Annotated in this window: 25 protein-coding genes and 1 tRNA gene; 14 read left to right on the top strand and 12 right to left on the bottom strand. The window is 69.5% G+C overall.

Translation table 11 applies throughout. The annotated features are described in order from the left end of the window. Positions 1-151 precede the first annotated feature (151 nt). Together LXM64_RS00280 and LXM64_RS00275 are read right to left on the bottom strand one after the other, a co-directional pair. Positions 152-793, bottom strand: a complete 642-nt coding sequence (locus LXM64_RS00280) for a response regulator transcription factor (protein WP_234074126.1) — start codon at positions 791-793, stop codon at positions 152-154. Then, positions 790-1,977 (bottom strand): sensor histidine kinase, encoded by a 1,188-nt coding sequence (locus tag LXM64_RS00275; RefSeq protein WP_234074125.1) that lies wholly within the window; start codon positions 1,975-1,977, stop codon positions 790-792. The genes LXM64_RS00280 and LXM64_RS00275 overlap by 4 nt, the downstream gene beginning before the upstream one ends. 116 nt (positions 1,978-2,093) lie before the next feature. Here LXM64_RS00275 and LXM64_RS00270 point away from each other — a divergent pair, with 116 nt between their 5' ends. The 4 genes from LXM64_RS00270 (at position 2,094) to LXM64_RS00255 (ending at position 6,459) form a co-directional block, all read left to right on the top strand. Continuing rightward, positions 2,094-2,828: a GAP family protein gene (locus LXM64_RS00270; RefSeq protein WP_234074124.1), complete on the top strand. Its 735-nt coding sequence runs from the start codon at positions 2,094-2,096 to the stop codon at positions 2,826-2,828. Positions 2,829-2,866: 38 nt separating this feature from the next. Then, positions 2,867-3,601 carry an endonuclease NucS gene (gene nucS / locus LXM64_RS00265; protein WP_234074123.1) on the top strand — a complete coding sequence of 245 codons (735 nt, stop codon included), beginning with the start codon at positions 2,867-2,869 and terminating at the stop codon, positions 3,599-3,601. Between the two features lie 69 nt (positions 3,602-3,670). Further along, positions 3,671-4,351 (top strand): HAD hydrolase-like protein, encoded by a 681-nt coding sequence (locus LXM64_RS00260; protein ID WP_234074122.1) that lies wholly within the window; start codon positions 3,671-3,673, stop codon positions 4,349-4,351. A 26-nt stretch (positions 4,352-4,377) separates the two neighbouring features. Beyond that, positions 4,378-6,459 carry a bifunctional lysylphosphatidylglycerol flippase/synthetase MprF gene (locus tag LXM64_RS00255; protein ID WP_234074121.1) on the top strand — a complete coding sequence of 694 codons (2,082 nt, stop codon included), beginning with the start codon at positions 4,378-4,380 and terminating at the stop codon, positions 6,457-6,459. A gap of 57 nt (positions 6,460-6,516) precedes the next feature. Here the strand turns inward: LXM64_RS00255 and LXM64_RS00250 are convergent, their stop codons facing one another. Beyond that, positions 6,517-6,723 (bottom strand): cold-shock protein, encoded by a 207-nt coding sequence (locus LXM64_RS00250; RefSeq protein ID WP_137418469.1) that lies wholly within the window; start codon positions 6,721-6,723, stop codon positions 6,517-6,519. A gap of 312 nt (positions 6,724-7,035) precedes the next feature. Here LXM64_RS00250 and LXM64_RS00245 point away from each other — a divergent pair, with 312 nt between their 5' ends. Further along, the gene (locus tag LXM64_RS00245) at positions 7,036-7,677 is read left to right on the top strand and encodes a GntR family transcriptional regulator (RefSeq protein ID WP_234074120.1); all 642 of its coding nucleotides are present in this window, start codon (positions 7,036-7,038) and stop codon (positions 7,675-7,677) included. Between the two features lie 157 nt (positions 7,678-7,834). Here the strand turns inward: LXM64_RS00245 and LXM64_RS00240 are convergent, their stop codons facing one another. Next, positions 7,835-8,776, bottom strand: a complete 942-nt coding sequence (locus LXM64_RS00240; RefSeq protein WP_234074119.1) for an aldo/keto reductase — start codon at positions 8,774-8,776, stop codon at positions 7,835-7,837. 343 nt (positions 8,777-9,119) lie between these two features. On the opposite strand from LXM64_RS00240, the gene LXM64_RS00235 reads away from it, so the two are divergent. From LXM64_RS00235 to LXM64_RS00225, 3 genes are all read left to right on the top strand, one after another. Beyond that, positions 9,120-10,403: a sensor histidine kinase gene (locus tag LXM64_RS00235; protein ID WP_234074118.1), complete on the top strand. Its 1,284-nt coding sequence runs from the start codon at positions 9,120-9,122 to the stop codon at positions 10,401-10,403. Between the two features lies 1 nt (position 10,404). Continuing rightward, complete coding sequence (locus tag LXM64_RS00230; RefSeq protein ID WP_234074117.1) at positions 10,405-11,097, top strand: response regulator transcription factor; 693 nt, start codon at positions 10,405-10,407, stop codon at positions 11,095-11,097. 133 nt (positions 11,098-11,230) lie between these two features. Further along, on the top strand, positions 11,231-11,512 hold the full coding sequence (locus tag LXM64_RS00225) for a hypothetical protein (protein WP_234074116.1): 282 nt from the start codon (positions 11,231-11,233) through the stop codon (positions 11,510-11,512). A gap of 16 nt (positions 11,513-11,528) precedes the next feature. Here LXM64_RS00225 and LXM64_RS00220 read toward each other — a convergent pair whose 3' ends face one another. From LXM64_RS00220 to LXM64_RS00185, 8 genes are all read right to left on the bottom strand, one after another. Beyond that, a complete protein-coding gene (locus LXM64_RS00220; protein ID WP_202876816.1) occupies positions 11,529-12,239 on the bottom strand; it encodes a GntR family transcriptional regulator in 711 nt (236 codons plus the stop codon). Positions 12,240-12,380: 141 nt separating this feature from the next. Further along, a complete protein-coding gene (deoC, locus tag LXM64_RS00215; RefSeq protein ID WP_234074115.1) occupies positions 12,381-13,091 on the bottom strand; it encodes a deoxyribose-phosphate aldolase in 711 nt (236 codons plus the stop codon). 41 nt (positions 13,092-13,132) lie between these two features. Next, entirely contained in the window at positions 13,133-13,588 is a 456-nt protein-coding gene (rbsD, locus tag LXM64_RS00210; protein WP_234074114.1) for a D-ribose pyranase, read from the bottom strand. Positions 13,589-13,625: 37 nt separating this feature from the next. After that, entirely contained in the window at positions 13,626-15,146 is a 1,521-nt protein-coding gene (locus tag LXM64_RS00205; RefSeq protein WP_234074113.1) for a sugar ABC transporter ATP-binding protein, read from the bottom strand. Further along, entirely contained in the window at positions 15,146-16,174 is a 1,029-nt protein-coding gene (locus tag LXM64_RS00200) for a substrate-binding domain-containing protein (RefSeq protein WP_234074112.1), read from the bottom strand. Before LXM64_RS00200 ends, LXM64_RS00205 begins: the two co-directional genes overlap by 1 nt. Positions 16,175-16,227: 53 nt before the next feature. Further along, positions 16,228-17,229, bottom strand: coding sequence for an ABC transporter permease (locus tag LXM64_RS00195; protein ID WP_234074111.1), 1,002 nt, complete (start codon positions 17,227-17,229; stop codon positions 16,228-16,230). Beyond that, on the bottom strand, positions 17,226-18,155 hold the full coding sequence (locus tag LXM64_RS00190; protein WP_234074110.1) for a ribokinase: 930 nt from the start codon (positions 18,153-18,155) through the stop codon (positions 17,226-17,228). The genes LXM64_RS00195 and LXM64_RS00190 overlap by 4 nt, the downstream gene beginning before the upstream one ends. 243 nt (positions 18,156-18,398) lie before the next feature. Further along, positions 18,399-18,482, bottom strand: a tRNA-Leu gene (locus LXM64_RS00185). A gap of 161 nt (positions 18,483-18,643) precedes the next feature. Here LXM64_RS00185 and LXM64_RS00180 point away from each other — a divergent pair. From LXM64_RS00180 to LXM64_RS00155, 6 genes are read left to right on the top strand one after another with little or no spacing between them, the layout of a single operon-like run. Then, positions 18,644-19,390 (top strand): FhaA domain-containing protein, encoded by a 747-nt coding sequence (locus LXM64_RS00180; RefSeq protein ID WP_234074109.1) that lies wholly within the window; start codon positions 18,644-18,646, stop codon positions 19,388-19,390. After that, entirely contained in the window at positions 19,390-19,911 is a 522-nt protein-coding gene (locus LXM64_RS00175; RefSeq protein ID WP_234074108.1) for an FHA domain-containing protein FhaB/FipA, read from the top strand. The genes LXM64_RS00180 and LXM64_RS00175 overlap by 1 nt, the downstream gene beginning before the upstream one ends. 9 nt (positions 19,912-19,920) lie before the next feature. Continuing rightward, positions 19,921-21,153 (top strand): PP2C family protein-serine/threonine phosphatase, encoded by a 1,233-nt coding sequence (locus LXM64_RS00170; RefSeq protein WP_137418484.1) that lies wholly within the window; start codon positions 19,921-19,923, stop codon positions 21,151-21,153. Then, complete coding sequence (locus LXM64_RS00165) at positions 21,153-22,535, top strand: FtsW/RodA/SpoVE family cell cycle protein (RefSeq protein WP_234074107.1); 1,383 nt, start codon at positions 21,153-21,155, stop codon at positions 22,533-22,535. Before LXM64_RS00170 ends, LXM64_RS00165 begins: the two co-directional genes overlap by 1 nt. Further along, positions 22,532-23,992, top strand: a complete 1,461-nt coding sequence (locus LXM64_RS00160; protein WP_234074106.1) for a peptidoglycan D,D-transpeptidase FtsI family protein — start codon at positions 22,532-22,534, stop codon at positions 23,990-23,992. Before LXM64_RS00165 ends, LXM64_RS00160 begins: the two co-directional genes overlap by 4 nt. Next, positions 23,989-25,734: a serine/threonine-protein kinase gene (locus LXM64_RS00155; protein ID WP_234074105.1), complete on the top strand. Its 1,746-nt coding sequence runs from the start codon at positions 23,989-23,991 to the stop codon at positions 25,732-25,734. Before LXM64_RS00160 ends, LXM64_RS00155 begins: the two co-directional genes overlap by 4 nt. Positions 25,735-25,809: the final 75 nt, after the last annotated feature.

Raw genomic sequence — 25,809 nt, 5'->3', positions numbered from 1 at the left:
CACCAAAGAGCGATCCCCACATCGATCCAACGCGCGACGGATCCCCGCGCGGGCATCCCGCGCGCCGGAGTCGAACGCACCATTCCCCCAGGTAGGTGGCGTGATCAGAACCTATACCTGTGCATCAGCTGAGAGCAAGGGTCAGCGCGAATCAGCGACCGGTGGTGCCGCGGGCGATCGCCACGGCATGCGAACGGCTCTCCGCACCCAGCTTCGTCAGCACACTCGACACGTGCGTCTTGACCGTCGGCACGGAGATCTCCAGCAGCGCGGCGATCTGATGGTTGGAGCGCCCTTCCGAGAGGGCGGCGAGCACCTCGCGCTCGCGCGGCGTGAGCGCGTCGAGCGCCGCAGCGGCGGGGTAGTGCTCCGCCCGCCGCGTCCGCCGGGCCAGCACCCGCCGGGTCACCCGCGGGTCGAGAACCCCGTCGCCGCGGGCGACGCTGTGCACAGCATCCACCAACGCCGCCGCCGAGACCGTCTTCAGCAGAAACCCGACGGCGCCGGCGTCGAGCGCCGCGTCCACCAGCTCGTCCTCGTCGAAGCTCGTCAGCACGAGCACGTCGCTCGTGTCGTCTTCGCGGATGCGGCGGGTCGCCTCCACGCCGTCCATGCCCGGCATCCGCAGGTCCATCAGCACGACGTCCGGCCGCAGGGCTCGCGCGTTGCGCACCGCCACCGCGCCATCGGCCGCCTCGCCGACCACCTCGACGCCGTGGGCGACGAGCATGATCCGCAGTCCCTCACGGATGGCGGCGTGGTCGTCGGCCAGGAGCACCCGCGGCGGGTTCATCCCTGCACCGCCGCCGGGATGCGGGCCTCGACGCGCCATCCATCGGCACGGGGGCCGGCATCCAGCCGTCCGCCCAGGGCCTTCGCGCGTTCACGGAGCAGCTCGATGCCCCACCCGTTCCCCACGAGCCGAGCGGGCGGCGCAGATGCTCCGCGGGAGTCCACCCGCACGGACACCTCCCCGGCCTCCTCGACGAGACGGATGCGGACCTCGGCCCCGGGCGCGTGACGGACGCAGTTCGCCAGCGACTCCTGCACGATGCGCGCGACGGCCTGGTCCACGGGCGTGCTGAGATCGGCGTCGAGGTCGTTCTCGAGCGAGACCTCCAGTCCCGAACGGCGCGCTGCCTCAGCGAGGTCGTCGATCGACGCGACCCCCGCCGGCGCAACGATCTGCGCGCCGCCGTCGCGCAGCACGGCGATCATCGTGCGAAGCGTGTCGTGCGCCTCTCGCGACGAGTCGCGCACCGCCCGGAGTGCAGCGCGATCGGCATCCGGATCCGGCGGCATCGACAGCGCCGCCTCGGAACGGATCGCCATCGCCGCGACGTGGCCGGCGACGACATCGTGCAGCTCGCGCGCCATGGCGTCGCGTTCGCCCTGCACCGCCGCGTCCCGCTGCCGCGCACCCTCGCGTCGCGCGTCCTCCGCCTGGCGTCGGTGCAGCGCGACGAGCTCCCGCGACTGCGCCACCGCCGTGCCGTACCAGTACCCCAGCCCGCCGAGCGCGCCGAGCTGCAGAGCGACGAGGAAGGCGGCGCGCGCGTCACCGGTGATCCACCCGGCCGCGATCGACATGACCGCGACGACCGACACTGTCCCCACGAGGATGCGGCGCCGCCGCCGCCCCGTCTCGCGGGTGGCCACGTACAGCACGTCGACGGCGACGATGAGGGGAACCAGCCCGCCGAACACGAAGACGTCGACGGCCATGACGATCGCCGCGGCGATCAGCGCGGGGATCGGCCACCGATCACGCACGAGGACGAGTGCCACGGCGGCGAGCGCGGGGATCAACGCCCACCACGGGGATGCGGCGGCGAACACGCTCGGCACGATGGCGCCGGACACCGTGAGTCCGAGCGCGCCGGCGGCGAGCGCGATCAGCAGATAGGTGAGCGCGTCGGCGGGTCCCCGGTGCCGGCGCACCCAGTCGCGCAGCCGGCAGACCTCTGCTTCGCCCATGCCTTCATGCAAGCACAGGCATGCGCCTGCGGCATCCGTCGAAGGACGGAGGCGCCAGGGCGAGAGTGCGTCCTTCGCCCGATGTGCGGATCGCGACCCCGCCGAAGACTCGGAGCGTGGACCTCATTCCCGGCGCCCCGTTGCCGCTCACCCTGTTCGTGCTCGCACTCGTCGACGGACTGAGCGTCGGCACCCTCGTCATCCCGCTGCTGCTCATGATCGCGCCGGGCAAGGTACGCGTCGGGCGCCACCTGCTCTACCTCTCGACCATCTCGCTCTTCTACCTCGCGGTCGGGGTGCTGTTCCTGCTCGGGCTCATGAACGTCATCGACGTGGTCGGCGACTTCTTCTCCTCGACGGCCGGGGCGGTGGTGCGCCTGGTGGTCGGCGCCGCGCTGCTGATCGCCGCCTTCATGATCCCCGCGAACGAGAAGCGGATGCGGGAGCGCCCCGACGCCGGCCCCGGTCGCATCGTCCGGTGGCGCGACCGGCTGGTCGCCGACGGGGTGCCGGCGCGCACCGTCATCGCCGTGGCGATCGCGGCGGGAATCGTGGAGCTGGCGACGATGCTCCCGTACCTGATCGGCATGACGCTGCTCGCGGAGTCGCCGCTCGCGCTCCCGGTGCAGGTGGGAGCCCTGGCCGCGTACTGCCTCGTCATGATCCTGCCGGCGCTCGTGCTGCTGGGTCTGCGAGTCGTCGCGGCGCGCTTGATCGAGCGCCCCCTCGAGCGACTCGCGGCATGGTTCGCGCGCACGGCCGGCGAGACCACATCGTGGATCCTCGGCGTCATCGGCTTCCTGCTCGCCCGTGCGGCGGCGACCGAGCTCGGCCTGTTCGATCTGCTGTGAACGTCGAAGACGGCCTCGACGGCAACTAGGCTCTTCGGGTGCGTCTCGTCATCGCCCGCTGCTCCGTGGACTACACCGGCCGCCTCAACGCCCACCTGCCCCTCGCGACTCGCCTCCTCGTCCACAAGGGCGACGGCAGTCTCCTCGTGCACTCCGACGGCGGCTCCTACAAGCCCCTGAACTGGATGAGCCCGCCGTGCTCGCTGGCCGTCGAGGAGCCCGACGAGGATGCGGCGAGCGCCGGCGTCATCGAGCAGTGGCGCGTCACCCACGCCAAGACCGGCGACGCGCTGCTCGTGCGCCTCTACGAGGTGATCCACGACTCCAGCCACGAGCTGGGCGTCGACCCGGGACTGCAGAAGGACGGCGTGGAGGCCGACCTGCAGCGTCTACTGGCCGAGCAGGTGGGGGTGATCGGCGAGCACCTCACCCTCGTGCGCCGCGAGTTCCCCACCGCCATCGGTCCTGTGGATCTCATGCTGCGCGATCCGGATGCGGCCACCGTCGTCGCCCTGGAGGACGAGACGCCGCGCGCGCTGCACGTCGCCGTCGAGGTCAAGCGGCGAGCGGGGATCGACGCGGTGGAGCAGCTCACGCGCTACCTCGACCTGCTCAACCGCGACTCGCACCTGCGGCCCGTGCGCGGCGTGCTCGCTGCGCAGGCGTTCGCGCCGCAGGCACGCACCCTCGCGACGGACCGCGGCATCGACTGCGTCGTGCTGGACTACGAGGCCATGAAGGGCATCGACAGCGGTCTGCCGACGCTGTTCTGAGACGCGCCGCACCCTTGCGACCCGCCCGGACGGGCTGACCCCTCGCCGGCGCACGATAGCGTGGGAGCCATGTCCGTCGGATCCCCGTTCTCCTGCATCCTCTGGGACGTCGATGGCACGCTCGTCGACGCATCCGATGGGATCCTGCGCCGCCTCACGATCACGCTCGAGCACTTCGGACTCCCGGCGCCGACGCGCGCCGAGCTGGTGCACTGGATCGGACCTCCCCTGTACGAGTCCTTCCAGCACCACGCCGGGATGACGCCGGAGGGTGCCACGGATGCGGTCACGTTCTACCGTGCGCTCGGCAAGGCCGACGGCTACACGACCGACGTCAAGCTGTACCCGGGGGTCAAGCAGATCGTCGACGACCTCGCCGCCGCGGGAGTTCCCCAGGGCACGGCCAGCTCGAAGCCCGAGAACCAGGTGCAGGCGCTCATGCTGCACTTCGACCTCGCGGAGCACATGACGGCCATCACGGGCGCGACGCCCGATGAGAAGACGCTCGCGACCAAGGCCGACATCGTCGCCGAGGCTCTGCGCCGGATGCAGGCTGCCGGGGTCGACACTTCGCGCCCGGTGCTGATCGGCGACCGGCACCATGACGTGGACGGCGCGACGGCCAACGGCGTACCGGTGATCTTCGTGCGGTGGGGCTTCAGCTGGCCGCACGAGGCCGAGGGCGCCCAGGCCGTCGTCGACAACGCCGACGAACTCCACGCGCTGCTGCTGGTCGACTCCGACGCCTGAGCCCTTCGCGTCGCTATCGTGAGCGCATGACGACGGACGACGCCGCCAGCCGACCGAGGCCCCGCGCCGCGATGCGGGTCGCACGCCGCATGCCCGCGACTCTCGTCCTGGTCGCCGCACTGCTGGTGACCGGGATCATCACCGGCGCGCTCTGGCACCCCTTCCATCGGAACCCGGGCATGGAGCTGTGGGCCTACGGTTGGCCCGCCCTCGAGGCCGGCCGCTGGTGGACACCGGTCACCGGAACCTTCATCGTCGGCCACCCTGGCCTCTACCTCTTCGCGGTGGCGAGCTTCGCGGGAATGGCGTACCTCGAGTTCCGCCGCGGCACTCGCGTGGCGCTCGCCTACTTCACGATCGGCCAGCTGTTCGCGGTGCTGGCGGCGGCCCTTCTCGTCTGGACGCTCTCGCTGACCGGCTGGCCCTGGGCGCTCACGCAGGCGAGTGCTCTGGATGTCGGGCCCTCCGGCGGCGCGTTCGCCGCCATCGCCGCGGCGGTGGGCCTCCTTCGCGCGCCGTGGCGCATGCGCGTCTGGCTGCTGCTTCTGGGCTACGTCTTCGTCACGATGCTGTTCTGGGGCAATCTCGACGATATCGAGCACCTGCTGGCGGTGGTCCTGGTGCTCTTCGTGGACCGCTCGCTGCGCCCGCAGCGCACGACCGTGCGGGAGCAGCGGCTCGTCGCCTTCCTCGCGCTGATCGTGCTCGCCGTCCTCGAGATGATCGTCTTCGTGGTCCCGACGGACGGCCCCTTCGGATCCACCACCCCCGGCTCGGGCTCGGTCTGGGATGTGGCGATCGACGTGGTCGCGATCGCGTTCATCGCCAACGGGCTGCGACGCGGCCGTCGGTGGGCCTGGATCCTCGGGCTCGTGCTGACGGGCCTCAATCTTCTGTCGTTCGCTCTCCTCGTCGCCCTGATCGCCCTGACGAGCTGGACCGAAGCCGCCGACGTCCTCTCGGGCGATCCCTCGCTCTCGCTCGCGACCGGCGTGCTCTGGCTGCTCGTTCTCATCTACCTCGTCTGGGTGCGCGGCGCCTTCCGCGCGCGCCGGCGCACCCGCATCGGGCAGCCGCCCGCGCCGGATCAGACCGCACTGCGCGAACAGCTGCACCGCTTCGGCGGGGGAACGCTGTCGTGGATGACGACCTGGGAGGGCAACCACTACGCCCGGGTGTCGGAGAGCATCGTCGCGTTCCAGAGTCGCGCCTCCGTCGCGCTGGTGCTGGCCGATCCGATCGGCCCGGAGGCAGACGCGCGCGCCGCCGTATCGGCGTTCATCGACTCGGCCGAGCGCGCCGGTCTCGTTCCCTGTTTCTTCAGCGCGAGTGAACGGACCCGTGACGCGGTGCCGGGGAGCTGGCGCAGCCTGGTGGTGGCCGACGACACGATCGTGGACCTTCCCGGACTCGAGTTCACCGGCAAGGCCTGGAACGCCGTCCGCACGTCCTTCAACCGGGCGGGGCGCGAGGAGATGACGTTCCGACTCACGCGGCTCGCCGACGAACCGTGGGGGATCCGCGCCCAACTGCGCGCGATCTCCGAGAGCTGGGTGGGCGACAAGGGCCTCCCGGAGATGAGCTTCACCCTCGGCACCCTGACCGAGGCCGCCGACCCTGAGGTACGTCTCGCGCTCGCGATCTCACCCGCGGGCGATGTCGACGGGTTCCTGTCGTGGCTCCCCGTCTACGCACCGGGCGGCGGCATCCACGGCTGGACGCTGGATCTCATGCGTCGGCGCGAGGGCGGCTTCGGCCCGGTGATGGAGTTCCTCATCGGCTCGTCCGCCAAGGCCTTCTCCGAGGAGGGCGCGCAGATCATGTCGCTGTCGGGAGCGCCGCTCGCCCACGACTATCCGCCGGATGCGGGACTCATCGCCGAGCTGAGCGGCAAGCTCGCCGAGGCACTGGAGCCCGTTTACGGCTTCCAGTCACTGCACCGGTTCAAGGAGAAGTTCCACCCGCGGTACGAGACCATGTACCTGCTCTACCGCGACGAGAGCGACCTCACCCGCATCGGCCTCGGGCTCACGAGAGCCTTCCTGCCGACGGCGACGCTGCGTCAGTTCGCCGGCGCCGGTCTCGAACTCGTCCGCGGAACCTCCTGACGCGAACGCAAGAGGGACGGGATGCCAGGCATCCCGTCCCTCTTGTCGATTCGCGCTTCAGAGAGCGCGGATCTTCGCTGCCTGCAGACCCTTGGGGCCCTGCTCGACCTCGAACTCGACCCGCTGGTTCTCCTCGAGCGAGCGGTATCCGTTGCCGTCGATCGCGCTGAAGTGAGCGAAGACGTCCGCGCCCCCCTCATCGGGAGCGATGAACCCGAAACCCTTCTCGGAGTTGAACCACTTGACCGTACCCGTCGTGCTCATGCCTTGCCTTCTTGTGCGTCCGGCACCCTCTGCGCCAGTGACCTCCCACCGTAGCGGCGCGGAGTGGCCAGTGGGGAAGAGTTGCAGATGGTGACGAAATCGTTGCACGGGCGACGCGGGCCGTTAACCATTCGACGCCCGGGCCGAGCTGAGCTCATAGGCCCGGGCGTCGACGGATCCCCCCGGATACGTCGCGCGGAGCGCGACAGCGATCACTCTACTGTGTCGCCGCCGAATCGCCACAGAGATTCCCCGGCGACAGGGCAAAACTCCGCGGTCGTTCGGCGGGCCGCGCCGTAGACTGGTCGCGCCATGGCCGACCACCCGACATCGCGGCCGCCGCGCCGTCGCCGGATGCTCGGAGACGAGGTCTTCGAGCTGCTCGGTCGCGCCATCCGCGACGGAAAGCTCGCCCCCGGACAGTCCCTGCGCGACGTGGAGCTGGCCGAACGCTTCGGCATCTCGCGCACACCGGTACGCGAGGCGCTGCAGCGGCTGGAGCGCATCGGACTCGTGGAGATATCAGCGAACCGGTTCACCCGCGTCACCGTGCCCACCGAACGCCTCGTCGCGGATACCCGCGCCTTCATCGTCGGCTTCACGGCGGAGGCTCTGCGTGCGGCATTGCCGACGTGCTCGGACGAACAGCTGGCCCTCCTCGTCGCCGCATACGACCGCATGCTCGCCACTCCCGTCGGCACAGCCGGGCACACCGAGGCATCGACCGCTTTCTTCCGGACGCTCTCGATGGCCACCGGCAACATCGTGCTCGGCCGATTCATCCGCGAGACGTCACTCACCCTCGAGCGGAATCTGCAGGGCTGGGCGTTCATCGACGTGACCTCCGACACGGGGCGCCGAGCCGGGGACGCCCTTCGGGGCGCCCTCGTCAGCCGCAACGCCGCGCGAGGCGATGCGATCCTGCGCTCGTACCACCGTCGACGGAGCCAATGAGAAAGGCCCCCTCCTGCTGGGGGGAGCGGAGGGGGCCGTGGAGCCCTTCGATTGGGGGAGGTGAAGGGCTCGTGCACTCAGAGTACCCCTGTCCCCCATATGGGGGACAAATCAGTGCCATCGCATAAGCAACACTCAGGTTCTTCTGCGAGGGCCGTCAGGCCCAGTCGAGGGCGGACCGCCGCTGCCAGTAGCTGTCCGGATCGACGGCGAACGACGGCGTCGGCAGTGCGCCCGCCGGCGCGCTGCGCTCGGCTCCGCGACGCAGCTGGTCGTCGGTGGCGGCGCCGCTGAGCACGATGTCGGCCCACTCCTGACGACGAGCCACCGCGAATGCGTACTCGTCGACGGTGAGGGAGGCGGTGCGCGCCGCATCCCTCACCACCGTCGGCGCGTGGGAGTCGCTCAGCCAGCCGTTGGCCAGCACCTCCTTCAGAACGACGGTCCACCCCGCATCGTGCGCCCGTGCGAGAGCGGGGCCCGCCGAGGGCTCGAACACGTTCCACGTGGACTGCACGACGGAGAAGAGGTCGCCGTGCTCCGCTCGCGCCCGGTCGATGACCTCGGCCTGGCGTGGCCCGCTCGTCGAGATGCCCACCCGGACTCCGGCGTCCCGGATCTCGCCGATCCGCTCCCGCAGCGCCGCGTCGGCGAGGGCGGGGGAGTCAGGCGTCACGGAGTGGACGAGATAGAAGTCCGGTCGGCCGCCGAGGGCGGCGAGCGTCTCGGGCCACTGCCGGTCGAGCATCGTGAGCGTGTGCTCCTTGCGCTCATGGACCCCGGCCGCGGGATCCCAGCCGCCGACGTACTCATAACCCCACTTGGAGCCGATCGTCAACGACGCGCGGCGCTCGGGGTGCGCAGCGAGCCAGGAGCCGAGGAACTCCTCGGCCAGGCCGTAGGAGCGCGCCGCATCCAGGTAGCGGATGCCGAGAGCCCACGCGGTGTCCAGGAGCGCGTGGACCCGGCTCCGAAGAGCGGCGACCGAGCGGGCCGCGGGGGTTCCGAGATCGTGTTCGCGATCGCTCGTGATGTAGGCGGGACGTCCCACGGCCGCGAGACCGAATCCGAGTTCCGCCGTGTGCGCTGACTCCTGCATGTGCCCATCCTCCGCGTCGCTGTCTCCAGTATCGGATGCGGCGCGCGAGGTGTGGTGGGCGCCGCCACCCGAGCGGCGCCCACCGAGGCCGCGAGCAGCGGTGTCAGCGATCCCGTCACGACCGCCCGACGCGGCGTGATGACGAGCTCTCCCCCCAAAGGGACACCGCCGCATCCGCGGCAACGGTTCCAGACAACCCGATCGGATGCGGGCCGTCATCATCCGTATGGATGAAATGCCCTCGTCCTGCGGTCGGATCCCGACGCCGCACCGCGGCGACGGTCCACCATAGGATCGGCGGCGGAGAAGCCCCATCCCGACGAGACGAGAAGGCCGGCACCGGATGCGACCAGTCCCCCCATCCGTCGCCGACGCGTCGGTCGCGTCCTCCGGACCGTTCGCCCTCCTCGATCGCCGGCGCACGAGTGTGATCTTCGCGGCCATCATGTGCGTTGCGACGCTGGCGCAGGTGCTGGTCACGCCCCTCTCCGCTCTCGTCGACATCGGCATGGCCTGGACGCTTCCGCTGAGCCCCGCCGTCATGATCACGACACTCACACTCGGGTGCATGCTCCAGTCGGCTGGCCTCGCGCTCAGCGCCCGGCGGCCGGTCCTGGCTCTCACGGCGACGATCGCCGTCTACGTGGCGCTGCTGTTCGTCACCGACGCCCCGACGTGGCTCGCCGCCATGCAACTGGTGATCGTGCTGGCGCTCTTCCTCGTGGCCGCGCGTGCGACGCCGGCTCTCGCTCTCGGATGGGCGGCGCTGGTCACCTCGGCGGTCGCGCTCGTGTGGGTGGGCTGGACGATGACGCTCGGGGAGAACCCCGCGCACATCGTCGCCTTTCTCATCGCGGAGATCACCCGCTTCGCCCTGCTCGCCTTCTCGGCCGCCGCCCTCGGCATCTGGTGGCACGTCGTGGTCTCGCGCGCGGAGCGGACTCGCCGCGGTGCCGAGGCCGTCGAACGCGAACACGAGGAGCGCATCGAGCAGGCGAGGGCTGCCGAACGCGCGCGCATCGCCCAGGAGCTCCACGACGTGGCCGGGCAACATCTGGCGGGACTCATCACCCTCGCCGATGCTGCGCTGAAGATGGCGCCGGCGCATCCCGCCGATGCGCTCGAGCTGGTCGCGGATGTCCGCGCCGAGGGACGGTTCGCTGCGGCGAGCCTGTCCAGCGCGCTGCAGGATCTGCGAGCGGTGGACTCCGAGCCGGTCGAAGTCACCCGGGACCTCCGTCAGACCACGGAACTCGTCGAGTTCTGGCGGGCGCGCGGTGCAGATGTGCGGCTCATCAGCACAGCGAGCCCCGACGATCTGCCGGCCGTCGTCTCCACGACGGCGTACCGCGTCATCGCCGAGTCCCTCACGAACGCGGCCAAGTATGCCCCCGGTGCGCGCGTCGATGTGGCGGTGAGGCTGTCCGAGCGGGCGCTGGAGGTCACCGTCACGAACGCTCCCGGCCCGGACGACGCCGAGCGCCACCCGGGTATCGGGCTGGGATGGGGACTCACGACGCTGGGCGACCGCGCCGAGCTGCTCGGCGGCTCTCTCACGGCGTCACCGACCCCGGACGGAGGCTGGCGCGTGCACACCCGCCTGCCCGTCGCGTTGGCCGGGGTCTGACGTGGACACCGATCGGCAGCCCATCCGCGTGCTCATCGCGGACGACAACCGCGCAGTCCGGCGAGGTCTCCGGCTCCAGCTCGAGCAGATCGCTCAGATCCACGTCATCGGCGAAGTGGCGACGGGAGAGGATGCGGTCGCCCTCGCGAGATCGGAGCGCGCCGACGTCGTGCTGATGGACCTGCAGATGCCCGCGATGAACGGGTTGGAGGCCACCCGCATCCTGCGCCGTGAAGCGCACGGGGCGACGCCGGCGATCATCGTGATGACGAGCTTCGCGGTCGACCAGCTCGTCCTGGAAGCGCTGGACTCCGGTGCAGTCGGATACCTCCTGAAGAGCCACGACTCAGATCAGCTCGTACCGGCCGTCCTCGCCGCCGCGCGCGGCGAGGCGCTCGTGTCGTCGCGCGTCACCGCATCCATCCTCAAGGAGCTCGTGCGCCGCCGCCCCGCCGCCGCGGATGCGGATGCGCTTCAGTCGCTCTCGCCCGCCGAGAGGCGCGTGGTCGCGGCTCTGGCGATCGGTGTCACGGGCAGCGACGCCATCGCCGCGCACCTGCACCTCTCGGTGCACACGGTGCGCTCGCACCTCCAGTCCGCCATGCGCAAGACCGGGACGCAGGATCGCACTCAGCTCGCCCTGTGGGGCGTGCGCAATCGTCTCGACGCCTCGGCGCCGTCGTCGATCGGTTGAACGGGCGGAGGGGGACGAGCCGCCACGACATGCACGGACACCCAGCTCACTGCCAGGTACCGCCGCTGCTGCGCGAAACGTCGGCGGTGTAGGAAAGAAGAGCAAAGCACTCTCACGACATCAGGGGGACATCGTGGAGGAAACCGGCTACATCCGTGCGCGCCTGAGCGCACCACCAGCCACGGGAGCCGCCTGGCGGGCGACGCTGCGCTTCATCAACGGCGACGGTGACGCCGTCGCTCGCCGCGAGGTCGAACTCGAGGCGACCCGCGCCGAGGACGTGCCCGCCGCACTCCACGCCGCGATCGCTGCGCTGGTCGGCGACGAGATCGAGATGGCCGAGGGCCTTCCGCCCCTGATCGGAGACGTCGTCGAGCTCGAGGTACCGCTTCGCTGCCGCCAGAACGCATCCTGACGGGAGCGTCGAGCGCTCAGCGTCGGGACAGCAGCGACGTCACCTGGAGGCGTCCGCTGTGGATCCAGACATCCGAGAACTCGATCGGTCGCCCATCGGCGAGGTAGGTCACCTGCTGCATGTACTGCACCGGTTCGCCGACCCTCAAGCGCAGGGCGTCGGCGATCTCCTCGGTCGCGGCTTCGGCGCTGAACGTGCGACGCGCGGTGCCGATCTTCATCCCGAACTTGCCCTCGAGGGTTCCGAAAAGGCTCTCCCGCGAGAAGTCGGTCTCGAGGATGCCCGGTGTGAGATCCAGCCTCACGTAGTTCGTGAGAAGGGTGACGGGATCCCCGTCGGTGGAGCGCAGACGCGACAGCCGCAGCACCTGGCCGCCCGCGGGCACGTCCAGCAGGGCCGCGACCGGCCGTGGCGGCTCGATGGCCTCGGCGCTTCGTACCTCGGTGTCGAACACGACCCCCTGGTGGGCGAAGTCCTCCGACAGGGTGCTGAGACGCTGGGCGATGGCGGGCTCGAAGGTCGTGGACGTCACGAAGGTGCCGCGGCCCCGCACCTGACGCAGAAGTCCCTCCTCGATCAGCGTCGTCAGAGCCCGCCGCAGTGTGCCACGACTCACGCCCAGTTCTGCGGCGAGCTCGGGCTCGCTCTTGAGTCGGTAGTGAGCGGGCCATTCGCCGGTGGCGACGCGATTGCGGATGCGCTCGGAGATCTGCGAGTGAATCGCCACTGGAGCGTCTCTGTCGATCCCGGCTGCCGCCTTCTCGCTGCTCATTGCTCCCCCTGACCTTTCGTCTATCGTCCCGCATCCGCTGCGAATCCGGTGCGGGGCTGTGGGCACGGCTCACGCCGCCCCCACAGCCCCGGGACATCAGTAGCTGACGGTGGACTCGTCACCGGTGTCGGTCACGATCTGGATGCCCGCACTCGTGCCCATGAGCACCGCACCCGCGTCCAGGAGGGTCAACGCCTGCGGATAACTCTTGATCGAGCCGGAGGCCTTCACCTGCACGCCGTCGCGGGCCCGCTCGACGAGATAGCGGACGCTGGCGGCGTTGGCCGTCTCGATCGCGCCGCTGGAGGCATTCTTGAGGAACGCGACCCCGGCCTCCTGCGCCAGTTCGACCGCGGCCTCCTTCTCCGCGTCCGTGAGCAGCGGAAGCTCGAGCATCACTTTGACGGGGATGCCCGCCGCGCGCACGACGCCCGCGATGTCCTCTCGGAAGGCGTCGTACATGCCGCTCTTGAGCCAGCCGATCTGTACGCCGATGTCGAGCTGCGTCGCCCCGAGGCGAGCGATCTCGGCCGCCTCGGCGGCCTTTCCGGCGCTGGTCATCACGCCGACGGTGGGGAAGTCGAGCGCGGACGCGATGCCGATGCCCGTTCCGGCGAGCTCGGCGGCGACCACCGGCACCCAGGATGCGGGCACCATCGCTGCGTTGAAGCCGTACTCGACGGTCTCTCGCGCGTGGGCGATCATCTCCTCGCGCGTGGTGCCGAGCTCGATCTTGGTGTGCTGGATGTACGGCGCGAGCTCAGCGGGCTTCAGCCGGGTGGACGGGGACGTCGCGATGTCGGACACTTTCTTCTTCTTTCTGTTGGCGGATCGAGACGAGCTGGCGCTCAGAGCTTGGATGCGTAGTAGTCCGGGGCGATGACGCCGTCACCGCCGAACCAGCGGGGGACATCGACTCCGCAGAAGAGACCGATGTTGCCCCAGGGCTCGAACGCTCCCGTGCGCACGATGACCTTGGCCTGAGAGGCGAGCTCGCCGAGCATGTCGGCGTGCGAACGGGTGGTGAACTCCGCGTCGGCGAACGTGCCGTGCAGCCACTCGTCGAGTCGGGGATTGTTCGTCGTCACGTCCTGCGCGCGCACCACGCCTTCGACCACGATCTCGCGCGAGATGAGCTCGAGGACGGTGCGCAGATCCGGCAGATTCTCGGCGATGGCGAGATCGATGCGGTGGGCGTCGCGCGGGATCGGGAAGCCGGCGTCGACGACGAGGACGAGATCGGTGTGGCCGAGCGTCGCCAGCGCACCGCTGAGCTCGGCGTTGAGGATGCCGTGTCGCTTCATGATGTCTCCTGTCTGTGGGGTGTGGGCGTGGAGCGGTTCACGCGGCGGCGCCTGCTCCGGTGGCGGCGCTCATGATCGACTCCTCGGTCGCCGTGGCGGAGTCGACGACGTCCACGACGCGCCCCTCGGCCATCACCACGATGCGATCCGTGATGGTGAGCAGCTCCGGCAGATCGGACGAGGAGCAGAGGATGGCCACGCCACGGTCGGCGAGGGCGAACAGCTGCTCGTAGATCTCGGCTTTGGCTCCGACGTCGACGCCACGAGTCGGCTCGTCGAGGATGAGCACAGCGGGATCGATCGCGATCCACCGCGCGAGCATGGCCTTCTGCTGGTTGCCCCCCGAGAGGTTCGTGATGGGCTGATCCATCGTGGCGGTCTTGACGCGAAGACCCTCCGCCAGCGTGCGCGCGCCCCGGTCCAGCGCGCCTCGACGCACGAGGCCCGCCCGACTCAGCGCCTTCACGGTGAGCACCGCGATGTTCTCGGCGACACTCATCGTGGTCAGCAGGCCCTGCGCCCTGCGCTCTCCGGGAACGAACCCCAACCGACGGTGCACGCTGGTGATGGGGTCCCGCTTCGCGTAGGGCTCGCCGAGCAGCTCGACGCTCCCGTCGTCGCCCTTGTCGCTGCCGAACAGATGGTGCAGCATCTCGACGCGACCGCTGTCGGGCAGTCCCGCGACGCCGACGATCTCGCCCGGTCTCACATCGAGGTCCACCCCCGTGTGTCGCTTACCGGTGAGGGAACGCACCGAGAGTGCCGGTGCGGCCCCCGCGGCCAGCGCCGGCCGCTGCTGCGCACGTGATGCGAACTGACCGAGCTCGCGCCCGACCATGGCCGCCACCGCCTGGTCGGGAGTCACCTCTTCCCGGCGCCATGAGGCGACGTGCCGACCGTCGCGGAGCACCTCGATGCGGTCGGCGAGTCGGAAGACCTCCGGCATCCGATGCGAGACGTAGACCATCGTGGTGCCCTGCGCCTTGAGTGTCTGCATCAGCGCGAACAGTCGGTCGGACTCGGCCGGTGTGAGCATCGCCGTCGGCTCGTCCAGGATGAGCACGCGGCACTCTCGGGCGATCGATCGGGCGACGACGACGAGTTGCTGGGTGGCGAGATCCAACGACCGCACAGGAGTCGTCGGATCGAGACGGAGATCGAGTTCCGCCAGCAGCGCCGTCGCACGGGCGAGCATCCGTCGCCGGGAGGGGAAGAGACGGTTTCCCGGTTCGATGCCCGCGAGGATGTTCTCGGCCACCGAACGGTCGGGAAGCAGGGACAGTTCCTGGGGAACGATCGCGATCCCGTGCGCGGTGAGCATGTCGGCGGGCTCGAACGTCGTGACGGTCTCACCGAAGACGGTGATGCTTCCCCCGCTCGGCGGCTGCAGCCCCGCGAGGATCTTGAGGAGGGTGGACTTGCCCGCGCCGTTCTCGCCGAGCAAGGCCGTCACCTCGCCCTCTGTGATGTCGAAGCTCACGTCCTGAAGCGCCACGACCGGACCGAACTTCCGGCTGAGGTGCTCGATGCGGACGGCGAGCGGAGGAAGCGTGCTCATCAGCCCTCCACCGTGGCCTCGTCGAGGTTCTCGAGCGTGATGAACTGCGCGCCCGTGTCGACACCGGTGATCTCGGTGCCCTTCGTGAGGAAGTCGTACAGAACCTTGACGGCCTGATATCCCTGTTCCTGCGGGTTCTGGCTGATCGTGAACGAGACGACCCCGTTCTTCACGAAGTCGGCCGTCTGCGGCAGCAGGTCGAATCCGACCATGGTGATCTTCCCGGTGTTGCCCGTCTGCTGGACCCACTTCGCGGCGGCGGTGGTGCTGCAGCAGTCGAGGCCCGCGATCGCGATCGCGTCCGACTGGCCGGCCATCGTCGACTCGACCGTGTTGTAGGCCGCATTCGGCTCGTTGCCCACGTTCACCGGCCCGACGATCTCCAGTCCAGAGCCCTCCAGCCCCTTCTCGAACCCGCTGAAGCGGTCGTTCGACCAGCCGGCGCCGGTGTCGAGTGAGAAGACCACGACTTTGCCCGTGGCCCCTTCGCCGAGGACCGAGAGGAGTTCTTCGGACTCGGACTGGCCGGATGCGGCCAGATCCTGTCCGACGAAGCCCATCTGCTTGGAACCCGGGTTGTCCGTGTTGAAAGAGATGATCGGGATGCCCGCGTCGTAGGCCTGCGCGATGACGGGCTTCAGTGCGTCGCTGGACGAACTCGAGACCGCGAGCGCATCGACGGACTGCTGCTGGATGAGGGTCTGCAGTTCGGAGACCTGCTTCGCCGCGTCGCCTCCGGTCGGGCCGATGAGCTGGACATCCGCGCCGAACTCTTGGCCTGCCCGTTCCATCCCGGCCGAGATGGGGGTCGCGAAAGCCAGAGACGGGTCGTGGTAGCTCAGCTTGATCCGCAACGGCTCGCCATCGTCGATGCGCTTCTGGATGTACTCGGCCAGCTGGAAGCCGCCCGATGACGACGAGGACTCGGTTCCGGTGGTGATGGCGCCGCAACCGCTGAGGGCCAGCGCCGCCGACGCGGCCACGGCCGCAGTGGCGAGCAGTCGCCGGGCGATACGTGAGAGGGACATCGATACTCCTTTGTTGGTGTCCGCGGGTGGGGATGGGGAAAGAGAGGTCGGGCTCAGGCCTTCGTCTTGCGGCGCCGCTGCCAGGTGTCGGCGGCGACGGCGGCGACGATGACGAGGCCGGTGACGACGGTCTGCCAGAACGACGAGATCCCGTTGATGTTCAGGATGTTCTGCAGCAGGCCGATGAAGACGACGCCGATGATGGTGCCCCACATGGTGCCCGAGCCACCGAAGAGCGCGGCCCCGCCGATGATGACGGCCGAGATGACGGTCAGCTCGAGGCCGGTCCCGGTGACACCCTGCACGTAGGACAGGAAGGACAACCCCAGCACGCCGGAGACGCCTGCGGTGAGTCCCGACAGGACGAAGGCCGTCAGCTTGACCCGCTTGACGTTGATGCCCACGAGGCGCGCGGCCTCCTGATTGCCGCCGACCGCATAGGTGTTGAAACCGAGACGCGACCGTGAGAGCAGGACGATGCCCGCGGCGGCGATCACGGCGAAGATGATCAGCTGCATCGGGACGACGCCGAACAGTCGGCCCTGACCGATCAGCGTGAACTCCGCGACGCCCGCCTGGTCGCTCGAGAGCGAGATCGGCGCGCCGTCCGAGATGAGCAGGGTCACCCCGCGGAAGACGCTCAGGCTGCCGAGGGTGACGATGAAGCTGGGCACGCCCAGCAGCACGACGGCGAGTCCGTTGAGCAGACCGGCCACGATGGCGACGGCGAGGCCGATGAGAATGGCGAGAGGCCAGGGCGTGCCCGCCGTGATGGCCATTCCCGTGGTGATCGCGGAGAGCGCGTAGATGGAGCCGACGGAGAGGTCGATCTCACCGTTGATGATGACGAACGTGGCTCCGATCGCCATGATGCCGATCTGCGAGATCTGCTGGCCGACCGAGAGCAGATTGCCGCTCTGGGCGAAGTTCGGCTGCAGGACGACGCCGAGGATGAAGAGCAGCACGAGCGCCGCGAACACGCCGGCCTCTCGAGCGTGCAGGAGCTTGCGAGGATTGAACCGGGTGGACTGCGTCGGTGCAGCGATGGCGGTCATGACGGGCTTCCAATCGGGACGGTGGTCAGCTGGGGGAGTCGCTCACGTGTCGGCAGTGCCGGGATGACGCCCGCGATCGTGACGGCGTGGGCTCCGGCGTGCGCTGCGAAGCGCGCCGCATCCGCGAGCGACGCGCCTTCGGCGAGACCCACGGCGAGAGCCGCGGTGAAGGCATCGCCGGCGCCGGTCGTGTCGATGATCTTCGCGGCGTCGACCGGTGCGATCTCCTGAAGTCCGTGCTCGTCGGCGAGCAGCGCGCCCTGCCCCCCGCGCGTGAGGATCACGGCGCCGCCCGTGCGCTCTCGCAGCCGCGAGACGAGCTCTTCGTCGCTGAGGCCATGACCGGGCGCAAGCCCGAGAAGAACGGGCGCCTCCGTCTGGTTCGGGGTGATGACGTCGATCGTCGACCAGATGTCTTCAGGGATCGCACGGGCGGGTGCCGGATTCAGCAGTGTGCGCGTGCCCCGCTCGCGACCGATGCGCAACGCCTCGAGCACCGCCGCCTCGGGAATCTCCATGGAGACCACGAGCACGTCGGCCGCGGCGATCTCTTCCGCGAAGCCGCGCACCGCGACCCCGTCGAGTTCGTCGAGCGCGCCGGGGGCGATCGTGATGCGGTTCTCCCCCGAAGGCTCGACGAGGATGAATCCGACCATCGTCGGACGCGTCCCGGTCAGGACGTGGGCGTCGTCGACGCCCTCCGCGGCCCACAGTCGGCGGGCCGCGTCACCGAATGCGTCTCGGCCCACAGCCGTGAGCAGCGCCACATCCGCACCCAGGCGGGCGGCGCCGATCGCCTGGTTGGATCCCTTACCGCCGGGCCCCTCGTCGTACTCGCCGCCGGACAGTGTCTCGCCCGGTCCGGGAGCCTTCGGGACCCGCATGGTCAAGCCGGCGCCGTAGCTGCCGACGACTGCGATCTTCATCGCTGTCGACTCCTTTGTCTATGAACAACCCTGTACATGGAGAAAGCTAAAGCGTCCGGCGCCGCTTGTCAATCAGCGTTTCGACGAGCCTGCGCATGGCGCAGCGGGCGACAGAGCGGCAGGCCGCAGGAGCCGGGAAGCGTTGCTCAGGCCCGGAGGCGGCGCTTCAGCGCGCGACTCTGCGGCGGAACGCGCCCGTGAACGCAAGAACCGGCCGGGATGAATCCCGACCGGTTCTGTCTGTGCGCGAGGGGGGAGTTGAACCCCCACGCCCTTTCGGGCACTGGCACCTGAAGCCAGCGCGTCTGCCTATTCCGCCACTCGCGCGAGTCGCTCATCAGAGATGTGCGAACCCAACCTACCGATCGTATCACGCCCGATCACGACCCGAGAAGTCGGCCGTGCAGCCCTCCTGCGGAAGTCCTGCACGGCCTGTTCAGCCCGTACAACTACGATGGTGCCACCCGTCCAGCCGCCTGAGGAGTCGCGTGGGACTACTTGACAGCTTCGAGAGAGGTCTCGAGCGCGCCGTGAACGGCGCGTTCGCCAAGACCTTCCGCAGCGGTGTCCAGCCGGTCGACATCGCCTCAGCCCTGCGCAGCGAGCTCGACACGAAGGCCGCCGTCGTCTCGCGCGAGCGCATCCTGGCACCCAACACCCTCACGGTGCAGCTGGCGCCGGCGGACTACGAGCGGATGCGGGCGCTCGGCTCCTCGCTCACCGACGAGCTCGACGCGCTCGTCACCAAGCACGCCCACGCCCAGGGCTACACCTTCGCCGGCCCCCTGTCGATCTCGCTGTCGAGCAGCGCGACCCTGTCGACCGGTCAGGTGCGCGTCGAATCCTCGACCGCCGCGGGTCGGGTCGCCTGGAGCGCCGTGCTCGACATCGCCGGCAAGCGGCATCCGCTCAGCGCATCCCGCACCGTCATCGGCCGCGGCAGCGATGCCGACATCACGATCTCCGACTCGGGCACGAGCCGCAAGCACGTCGAGATCCTCTGGGACGGCGAGCGGGCGATGGTGCGCGACCTCGGCTCGACGAACGGCACGAAGCTCAACGGCCGGAAGATCGACGAGGCGCCGCTGCCTCCCGACGCGACCGTCTCCATCGGACGCACCGACATCGTCTTCCGCATCGTCGCCCAGGCCACGGGGGGCCGTGCGGCGCCCGTCGACGACGACGCGACGCGTGCCTTCTCGCTCGACGACATCGACCGCTGGGGGAAGGCCTGATGAACGAGCTTCCGCTTCTGCTGCTGCAGATCGGCTTCCTGCTGCTGCTGTGGTTCTTCGTCTTCGCGGTCGTGTACTCGCTACGCGCCGACCTCTTCGGCGTGCGCGTGCGCAAGATGCCCGAGCAGGCCGCCGCCGCGGCTGCCGCGCCCGCTGCGGCCGCCACCGCGCCCGTCGCTCCGAAGGCCTCTCCGCGAAAGTCCTCGAAGGGCCAGAAGGCGACGACCGAGGCGGTGTCCCGCATCGTCATCACGAGCGGACCGAAGGCGGGCCTCGAGTTGCCGCTCGGCACCGAGCCCCTGACGATCGGCCGATCGAGCGAGTCGGGGCTCGTCATCCGCGACGACTACACCTCGAGCCACCACGCGCGTCTCATGCTCTGGGGCGACCAGTGGATGATCCAGGACCTCGACTCCACGAACGGAACCTGGCACGACGGCGAGCGCGTCGCGAGCCCCGTGCCGGTCCTGGTGGGCGCCCCGATCAAGGTCGGCGCGACGACCTTCGAGCTCCAGGGCTGATCCGTCGAGATGGTCTTCCAGGGCTCGAGCGCCGCACTCTCGCACACCGGAAAGGTGCGCTCGAACAATCAGGACTCCGGGTACTCGGGTTCCAACCTGTTCGTGGTGGCGGACGGCATGGGCGGGCACGCCGGCGGTGACGTCGCCTCCAGCCTTGCCATCGCGCGCATCGCCCAGCTCGATCGCCCCTTCGCCTCGACCGTCGATGCCGAACGCGCCCTGCAGCAGGCGGTGACCGACACCGCCGGCGACATCATCGACACGGTGCGCGTGCGGCCCGCCCTCGCCGGTATGGGCACGACGGTCAGCGCGCTGCTGATGGTCGACGACTACGCCGTCATCGCCCACATCGGCGACTCCCGCATCTACCTGTTCCGCGACGGCGCGATGACGCAGATCACCACGGACCACACGTTCGTCCAGCGCCTCGTCGACTCCGGTCGCATCACGCCGGAAGAGGCGCGCTACCACCCCCGACGCTCGGTGCTCATGCGCGTGCTCGGCGACATGGATCCCGACCCCGAGATCGACACGTTCATCATGCCGACGCGTCCGGGCGACCGGTGGCTGCTGTGCTCGGACGGCCTGTCCGGCGTGGTCGACGACGCCCACACGCAGAAGGCCCTCGCCGCGGGGCAGGCGCCCGCCCGCACCGCGGATCTCCTGCTGAAGCAGGCGTTGGATGCGGGGGCTCCCGACAACGTGACGGTCGTCATCGTCGACATCGGGGGCCACCATCCGGTCTTCTCGGGAACGCCCACCATCGTCGGCTCTGCCTCGAACCCGACCGGCGTCGTCGTCCCCGCCGCCCGCCCGGGCCGCTCGTCATGGCTGCATCCGGGACGCCAGGCGGCGAACGAACCCACCCACTTCGAGCCGGCGCCGGAGTTCCTCGAGGAGCTCATCGAGGAGGACCGCCGCCGCGCGCGCCGCCGCCGCATCGGCTGGCTCGTCGGGCTGCTGCTCGTGCTCGCCGCCCTCGCCGGTGCCGCGTTCGCGGGCTACAGCTGGACGCAGACGCGCTACTACGTCGGCGCCGACGACGACTCCGTCGTGATCTACCAGGGCGTGCAGCAGGGCATCGGACCGATCTCGCTGTCGAGCGTCTACGAGGACACCGACATCGCCCTGGCGGATCTCAGCCCGTTCGACCGGCAGAGCGTGGAATCCACCATCTCGGCGCGTTCCCTCGCGGACGCCCAGTTGATCGTCGACCGACTCCGACCGGCAGAGGGGCAGTGATGACCGCCGAAGCCCCCGCGACCGACACCTCCGTCCTGCGTGCGCTGCGCCGCATCCGCATGCCGCAGAAGCAGCGCAACCGCGAGCTCGGACTGCTGCTGTTCGCCCTGGCGATCAACGGCGCAGCCGTCGCACTCGTGCAGCTGGGGGCGAAGGGGGCGATCGACCCGAGCTTCCTGTACTACTCCGGCGGGCTCGGCGTGCTCGCCCTCGCCCTGCACATCGTGCTGCGCTTCGTCGCTCACGACGCCGATCCGTTCGTGGTCCCGATCGCGACCGTGTTGACGGGACTCGGCCTCGCGATGATCTACCGCATCGACATCGAGATCGACAGCGAGGGGTGGGCCGCCGCCTCCACGCGTCAGATCGTCTGGGCGGCGATCGCGATCGCCGCGGCGATCGCCGTCGTGCTCCTGCTGCGGAACTACCGCGTGCTGTTCCGCTACACCTACGTGTCCGGCTTCATCGGCGTCGCGCTCCTGCTCCTGCCCTTCGTTCCGGGCCTGGGCACCAACCAGAACGCCGACGTCTGGGTCAGACTCGGATTCTTCTCGTTCCAGCCGGGTGAGCTGGCCAAGCTCGCATTGGCGATCTTCTTCGCCGGCTATCTGGTGCGCACGCGCGAGAGCCTCACATCCGTCGGCAAGAAGTTCCTCGGCATCACCTGGCCGCGCGCCCGCGACCTGGGTCCCATCCTGGTCGTCTGGCTGATCTCGCTCGGCATCATCGTGCTCCAGCGCGACCTCGGCACGGGCCTGCTGATCTTCGGCATGTTCGTCGCGATGCTCTACGTCGCCACCGGCAAGACCGGCTGGGTGCTGCTGGGCGTGGGGCTCGCCGTCGCGGGCGCCGTCGCCGCATCGCAGGTGCTGACCTACGTGGGATGGCGCTTCGCCAACTGGCTCGACGCCTTCAACCCCGACATCATCGACCGCACGGGCGGCAGCTACCAGCTCGTGCAGGGGATCTTCGGTCTGGCGCACGGCGGCCTTCTCGGCACCGGCCTCGGACAGGGCCGCCCCTCGATCACGCCGCTGGCGCAGAGCGACTACATCTTCCCGAGCCTCGGCGAAGAGATCGGACTCATCGGCGTCTTCGCGATCCTCTGTCTGTACATGGTCTTCACGAGCCGGGGACTCCGCGTCGGGGTCGCCGGGCAGGACGACTTCGGCAAGCTCCTCGCGACGGGCCTGTCGTTCACGATCGCCCTGCAGGTGTTCATCATGGTCGGCGGTGTGACACGCGTCATCCCGCTCACCGGCCTGACGACCCCGTTCCTCGCCGCCGGCGGTTCCTCCCTCGTGGCCAACTGGATCATCGTCGCGCTCATCCTGCGCATCTCGGATGCGGTGCGCAATCAGCCCAGGGTGGTGATCGGATGACCCGCGAAGTCCGCCGGCTCAGCTTCGTGATGCTGGCCATGTTCCTCGTGCTGTTCGGTTCGACCAGCGTCATCCAGGTGTTCCAGGCATCGACGCTGGCCGAGAACGGCGAGAACCGCCGCGCGCTCTACGACTCGTACGAGATCCAGCGGGGCTCGATCATCGCCAGCGGCGCGGCGATCGCCTCCTCCAGCCCGAGCGGCGACGTCTACAGCTGGCAGCGCAGTTACACGGATGCCGACATGTGGTCGCCGGTGACGGGATACATCAACGCGGCGCTGGGGTCGGCGACCGGCATCGAGCAGGCCATGAATCGCGAGCTCTCCGGAACCGGCGGCGGCCAGTTCTTCTCCCGCGTCGAGCAGATCTTCACCGGGCAGCCCCCGCAGGGCTCCAACGTGGTGCTCTCGGTCGACGCGAACGTGCAGAAGGTCGCGTACGACGCGCTCGGCGACCTGCAGGGCGCCGTCGTGGCGATCGAGCCGAAGACCGGCCGCATCCTCGCCATGGTCTCGACGCCCGGCTACGACACCAACCTGCTCGCCTCGCACGACCTCGCCGCAGTGCAGGCGTCGTACAACGACCTCATCAACAATGCGCTGCAGCCGATGTCGAACCGCGCCATCGCCGGCAAGATGAACCCGCCGGGATCCACGTTCAAGCTCGTCGTCGCCTCCGCGGCTCTCGCCTCGGGCGACTGGACCCTCCAGTCGACACTGCCGAATGTCGCCAGCTACACGCTTCCCGGCACCTCGACCTCGATCAGCAACGCCGGCGGCGGCGCGTGCGGCCCGGGCGAGACGGTGACCCTCGCCGACGCCCTGCGCCTCAGCTGCAACATCCCCATGGCGGAGCTCGCCGTGCAGCTCGGCGACGACGCCATCCGCACCGAGGCGCAGAAGTACGGCTTCAACACCTCGTTCGCGACGCCCGTGGACTCCGCACCGTCGGTCTACCCCACCGCCGCACTCAGCGACGACAGAACGGCCCTCACCGGTTTCGGTCAGGGCGATGTCCGGGCGACTCCGCTGCAGATGGCCATGGTCTCGGCCGGCATCGTGAACGGCGGGATGGTCATGAATCCGCAGATGGTGGACCAGGTCATCGGACCGGATCTGTCGGTTCAGCAGCAATTCGAGCCGACCGAGTTCGGGCGGGCGCTGAACGAGGATCTCGCCGACCAGCTGGCGAGCGCGATGGTCGCCAATGTCAGTGACGGCGTGGCGTCGAATGCAAGAATAGACGGAGTCGACGTGGGCGGTAAGACGGGGACGGCGGAGAACGGCGGGTCCAACCCGTACACGCTCTGGTTCACCGGGTTCGCGCCCGCAGAAGACCCCGAGGTCGCGGTCGCAGTAGTCGTCGAGAACGGCGGCGGGCAAGGTCAGTCGGGCAGCGGTAACTCCATCGCAGCGCCCATTGCAAAGAAGGTCATGGAGGCGGTGCTGGGACGATGAGGCCGACACAGGGAGCGACGTTCGGTGGGCGTTACGAGCTGGATTCGCGCATCGCCATCGGCGGTATGGGCGAGGTCTGGGAAGCCACTGACCACGTCATCGGGCGCACGGTGGCGATCAAGATCCTCAAGGACGAGTACATGGGGGACCCCGGGTTCCTCGAGCGGTTCCGCGCCGAGGCGCGCCACGCCGCACTCGTGAACCACGAGGGGATCGCCAGCGTCTTCGACTACGGCGAGGAGAACGGCTCTGCCTTCCTCGTCATGGAGCTCGTGCCCGGCGAGGCCCTCTCCACGATCCTCGAGCGCGAGGGGTCGCTGTCGACGGACAAGACGCTCGACATCGTGGCGCAGACCGCATCCGCCCTCCAGGCCGCGCACGCCGCAGGCCTCGTGCACCGCGACATCAAGCCGGGCAACCTCCTCATCACGCCCGACGGTCGTGTCAAGATCACCGATTTCGGGATCGCGCGCATCGCCGACCAGGTTCCGCTGACGGCGACCGGTCAGGTCATGGGCACCGTGCAGTACCTTTCGCCCGAGCAGGCGTCAGGGCACCCCGCATCCCCTGCGACCGACATCTACTCGCTCGGCATCGTCGCGTACGAGTGCCTTGCGGGAAAGCGCCCCTTCACTGGCGAGTCGCAGGTGGCGATCGCGATGGCGCAGATCAACGAACAGCCGCCGCCGCTGCCTCCCACCGTCGCGGTTCCCGTGCAGAACCTCGTCATGGCGATGATCGCCAAGAAGCCCGAGGAGCGGCCGGCGTCCGCGGCTGCCGTCGCGCGCGCCGCCAGCGCCCTGCGCCGCGGCGACGTGACGGCCGCGACGGTGGCGGTGCCCGCCATCGGCGGCGCCGTGGGCGCGGACGATGCGACCCAGCTGCTCGGCGTCGGAGAGACGCAGGCAGCCACGCAACTGCTGAGCGCCACGACCGCCGCATCGCCCGTGGCCGAGCCGGCGGGCCGCAAGCGCAGTCCCTGGACGTGGCCGCTCGTCGCCCTCATCGTCCTGCTGCTGATCGTGCTGGGCGGCACCCTCTGGGCGATCTTCGGCAACCAGAATCCCGATGCCGGACCGACGGAGACGAGCACGCGGACGACGGTGTCGACCCCGCCGTCCACTCCGACGCCGACCACCACGACCGTGGATGTCGCGGCGCTCGACCTGGTGGGCAAGACGTGTGATGAGGCGACGGGGATCGCCCAGCAGGCTGGACTCCAGGCCTCCTGCACGCCGGGCAACCCCGCCCCGAGCCCCGACCAGGTCGGTCTGGTGTACAGCGTGAGCCCGACCGGCAACGCGCCCGAGGGTTCGCAGCTCACCCTGACGGTCTACGCCGACCAGACTCCGATCGGCGCCCCCACCGAACCCCGCATCGAGGTCAACGGTCAGAAGGCCGCGACCGTGACCGCCGGCTCCACCGTGCAGATCAACTGGGACGGCTTCACCTGTCCGTCGGGCACGGGATCGGTGGTCAGCTACAACTTCACGGCGGTCAACGGCATCTTCACCTCGACCGGCCAGTCCACGGCCGCTGCCGGACCCAACCAGCGTCCGATCCCTCTCGAGGTCGGGACGAACACCGGGCAGGCACTCATCGTCAGCTACACCGTGACCTGCTCCGGCTCGGGCGACGGCACGACGCGCAACTCCGAGACGTCGCCGCAGGCTCAGGCCAACGTGCAGTCTTCGTCGCCGTTGCCGTCGGCCACCACCAATCCCCTCCTGGGCGGGAACTGAGCACGAGCCGCCGACTCGCCCCGGATACTGCCAGGGCGGGTCGGTTAGGCTTTGATCTGTTGCACCCAGGGAGTC

It is taken from the genome of Microbacterium binotii (assembly GCF_021398715.1).
Taxonomy (GTDB): domain Bacteria; phylum Actinomycetota; class Actinomycetes; order Actinomycetales; family Microbacteriaceae; genus Microbacterium; species Microbacterium binotii_A.
This window is presented reverse-complemented; position numbering and strand designations above follow the sequence as displayed.

Bases quoted from the DNA above. Each gene is read 5' to 3' on its own strand.
- LXM64_RS00280 (WP_234074126.1), bottom strand. From the start codon at position 793: ATGAACCCGCCGCGGGTGCTCCTGGCCGACGACCACGCCGCCATCCGT.
- LXM64_RS00275 (WP_234074125.1), bottom strand. From the start codon at position 1,977: ATGGGCGAAGCAGAGGTCTGCCGGCTGCGCGACTGGGTGCGCCGGCAC.
- LXM64_RS00260 (WP_234074122.1), top strand. From the start codon at position 3,671: ATGTCCGTCGGATCCCCGTTCTCCTGCATCCTCTGGGACGTCGATGGC.
- LXM64_RS00255 (WP_234074121.1), top strand. From the start codon at position 4,378: ATGACGACGGACGACGCCGCCAGCCGACCGAGGCCCCGCGCCGCGATG.
- LXM64_RS00250 (WP_137418469.1), bottom strand. From the start codon at position 6,723: ATGAGCACGACGGGTACGGTCAAGTGGTTCAACTCCGAGAAGGGTTTC.
- LXM64_RS00245 (WP_234074120.1), top strand. From the start codon at position 7,036: ATGGCCGACCACCCGACATCGCGGCCGCCGCGCCGTCGCCGGATGCTC.
- LXM64_RS00240 (WP_234074119.1), bottom strand. From the start codon at position 8,776: ATGCAGGAGTCAGCGCACACGGCGGAACTCGGATTCGGTCTCGCGGCC.
- LXM64_RS00235 (WP_234074118.1), top strand. From the start codon at position 9,120: ATGCGACCAGTCCCCCCATCCGTCGCCGACGCGTCGGTCGCGTCCTCC.
- rbsD (WP_234074114.1), bottom strand. From the start codon at position 13,588: ATGAAGCGACACGGCATCCTCAACGCCGAGCTCAGCGGTGCGCTGGCG.
- LXM64_RS00205 (WP_234074113.1), bottom strand. From the start codon at position 15,146: ATGAGCACGCTTCCTCCGCTCGCCGTCCGCATCGAGCACCTCAGCCGG.
- LXM64_RS00200 (WP_234074112.1), bottom strand. From the start codon at position 16,174: ATGTCCCTCTCACGTATCGCCCGGCGACTGCTCGCCACTGCGGCCGTG.
- LXM64_RS00195 (WP_234074111.1), bottom strand. From the start codon at position 17,229: ATGACCGCCATCGCTGCACCGACGCAGTCCACCCGGTTCAATCCTCGC.
- LXM64_RS00190 (WP_234074110.1), bottom strand. From the start codon at position 18,155: ATGAAGATCGCAGTCGTCGGCAGCTACGGCGCCGGCTTGACCATGCGG.
- LXM64_RS00175 (WP_234074108.1), top strand. From the start codon at position 19,390: ATGAACGAGCTTCCGCTTCTGCTGCTGCAGATCGGCTTCCTGCTGCTG.
- LXM64_RS00170 (WP_137418484.1), top strand. From the start codon at position 19,921: ATGGTCTTCCAGGGCTCGAGCGCCGCACTCTCGCACACCGGAAAGGTG.
- LXM64_RS00165 (WP_234074107.1), top strand. From the start codon at position 21,153: ATGACCGCCGAAGCCCCCGCGACCGACACCTCCGTCCTGCGTGCGCTG.
- LXM64_RS00160 (WP_234074106.1), top strand. From the start codon at position 22,532: ATGACCCGCGAAGTCCGCCGGCTCAGCTTCGTGATGCTGGCCATGTTC.
- LXM64_RS00155 (WP_234074105.1), top strand. From the start codon at position 23,989: ATGAGGCCGACACAGGGAGCGACGTTCGGTGGGCGTTACGAGCTGGAT.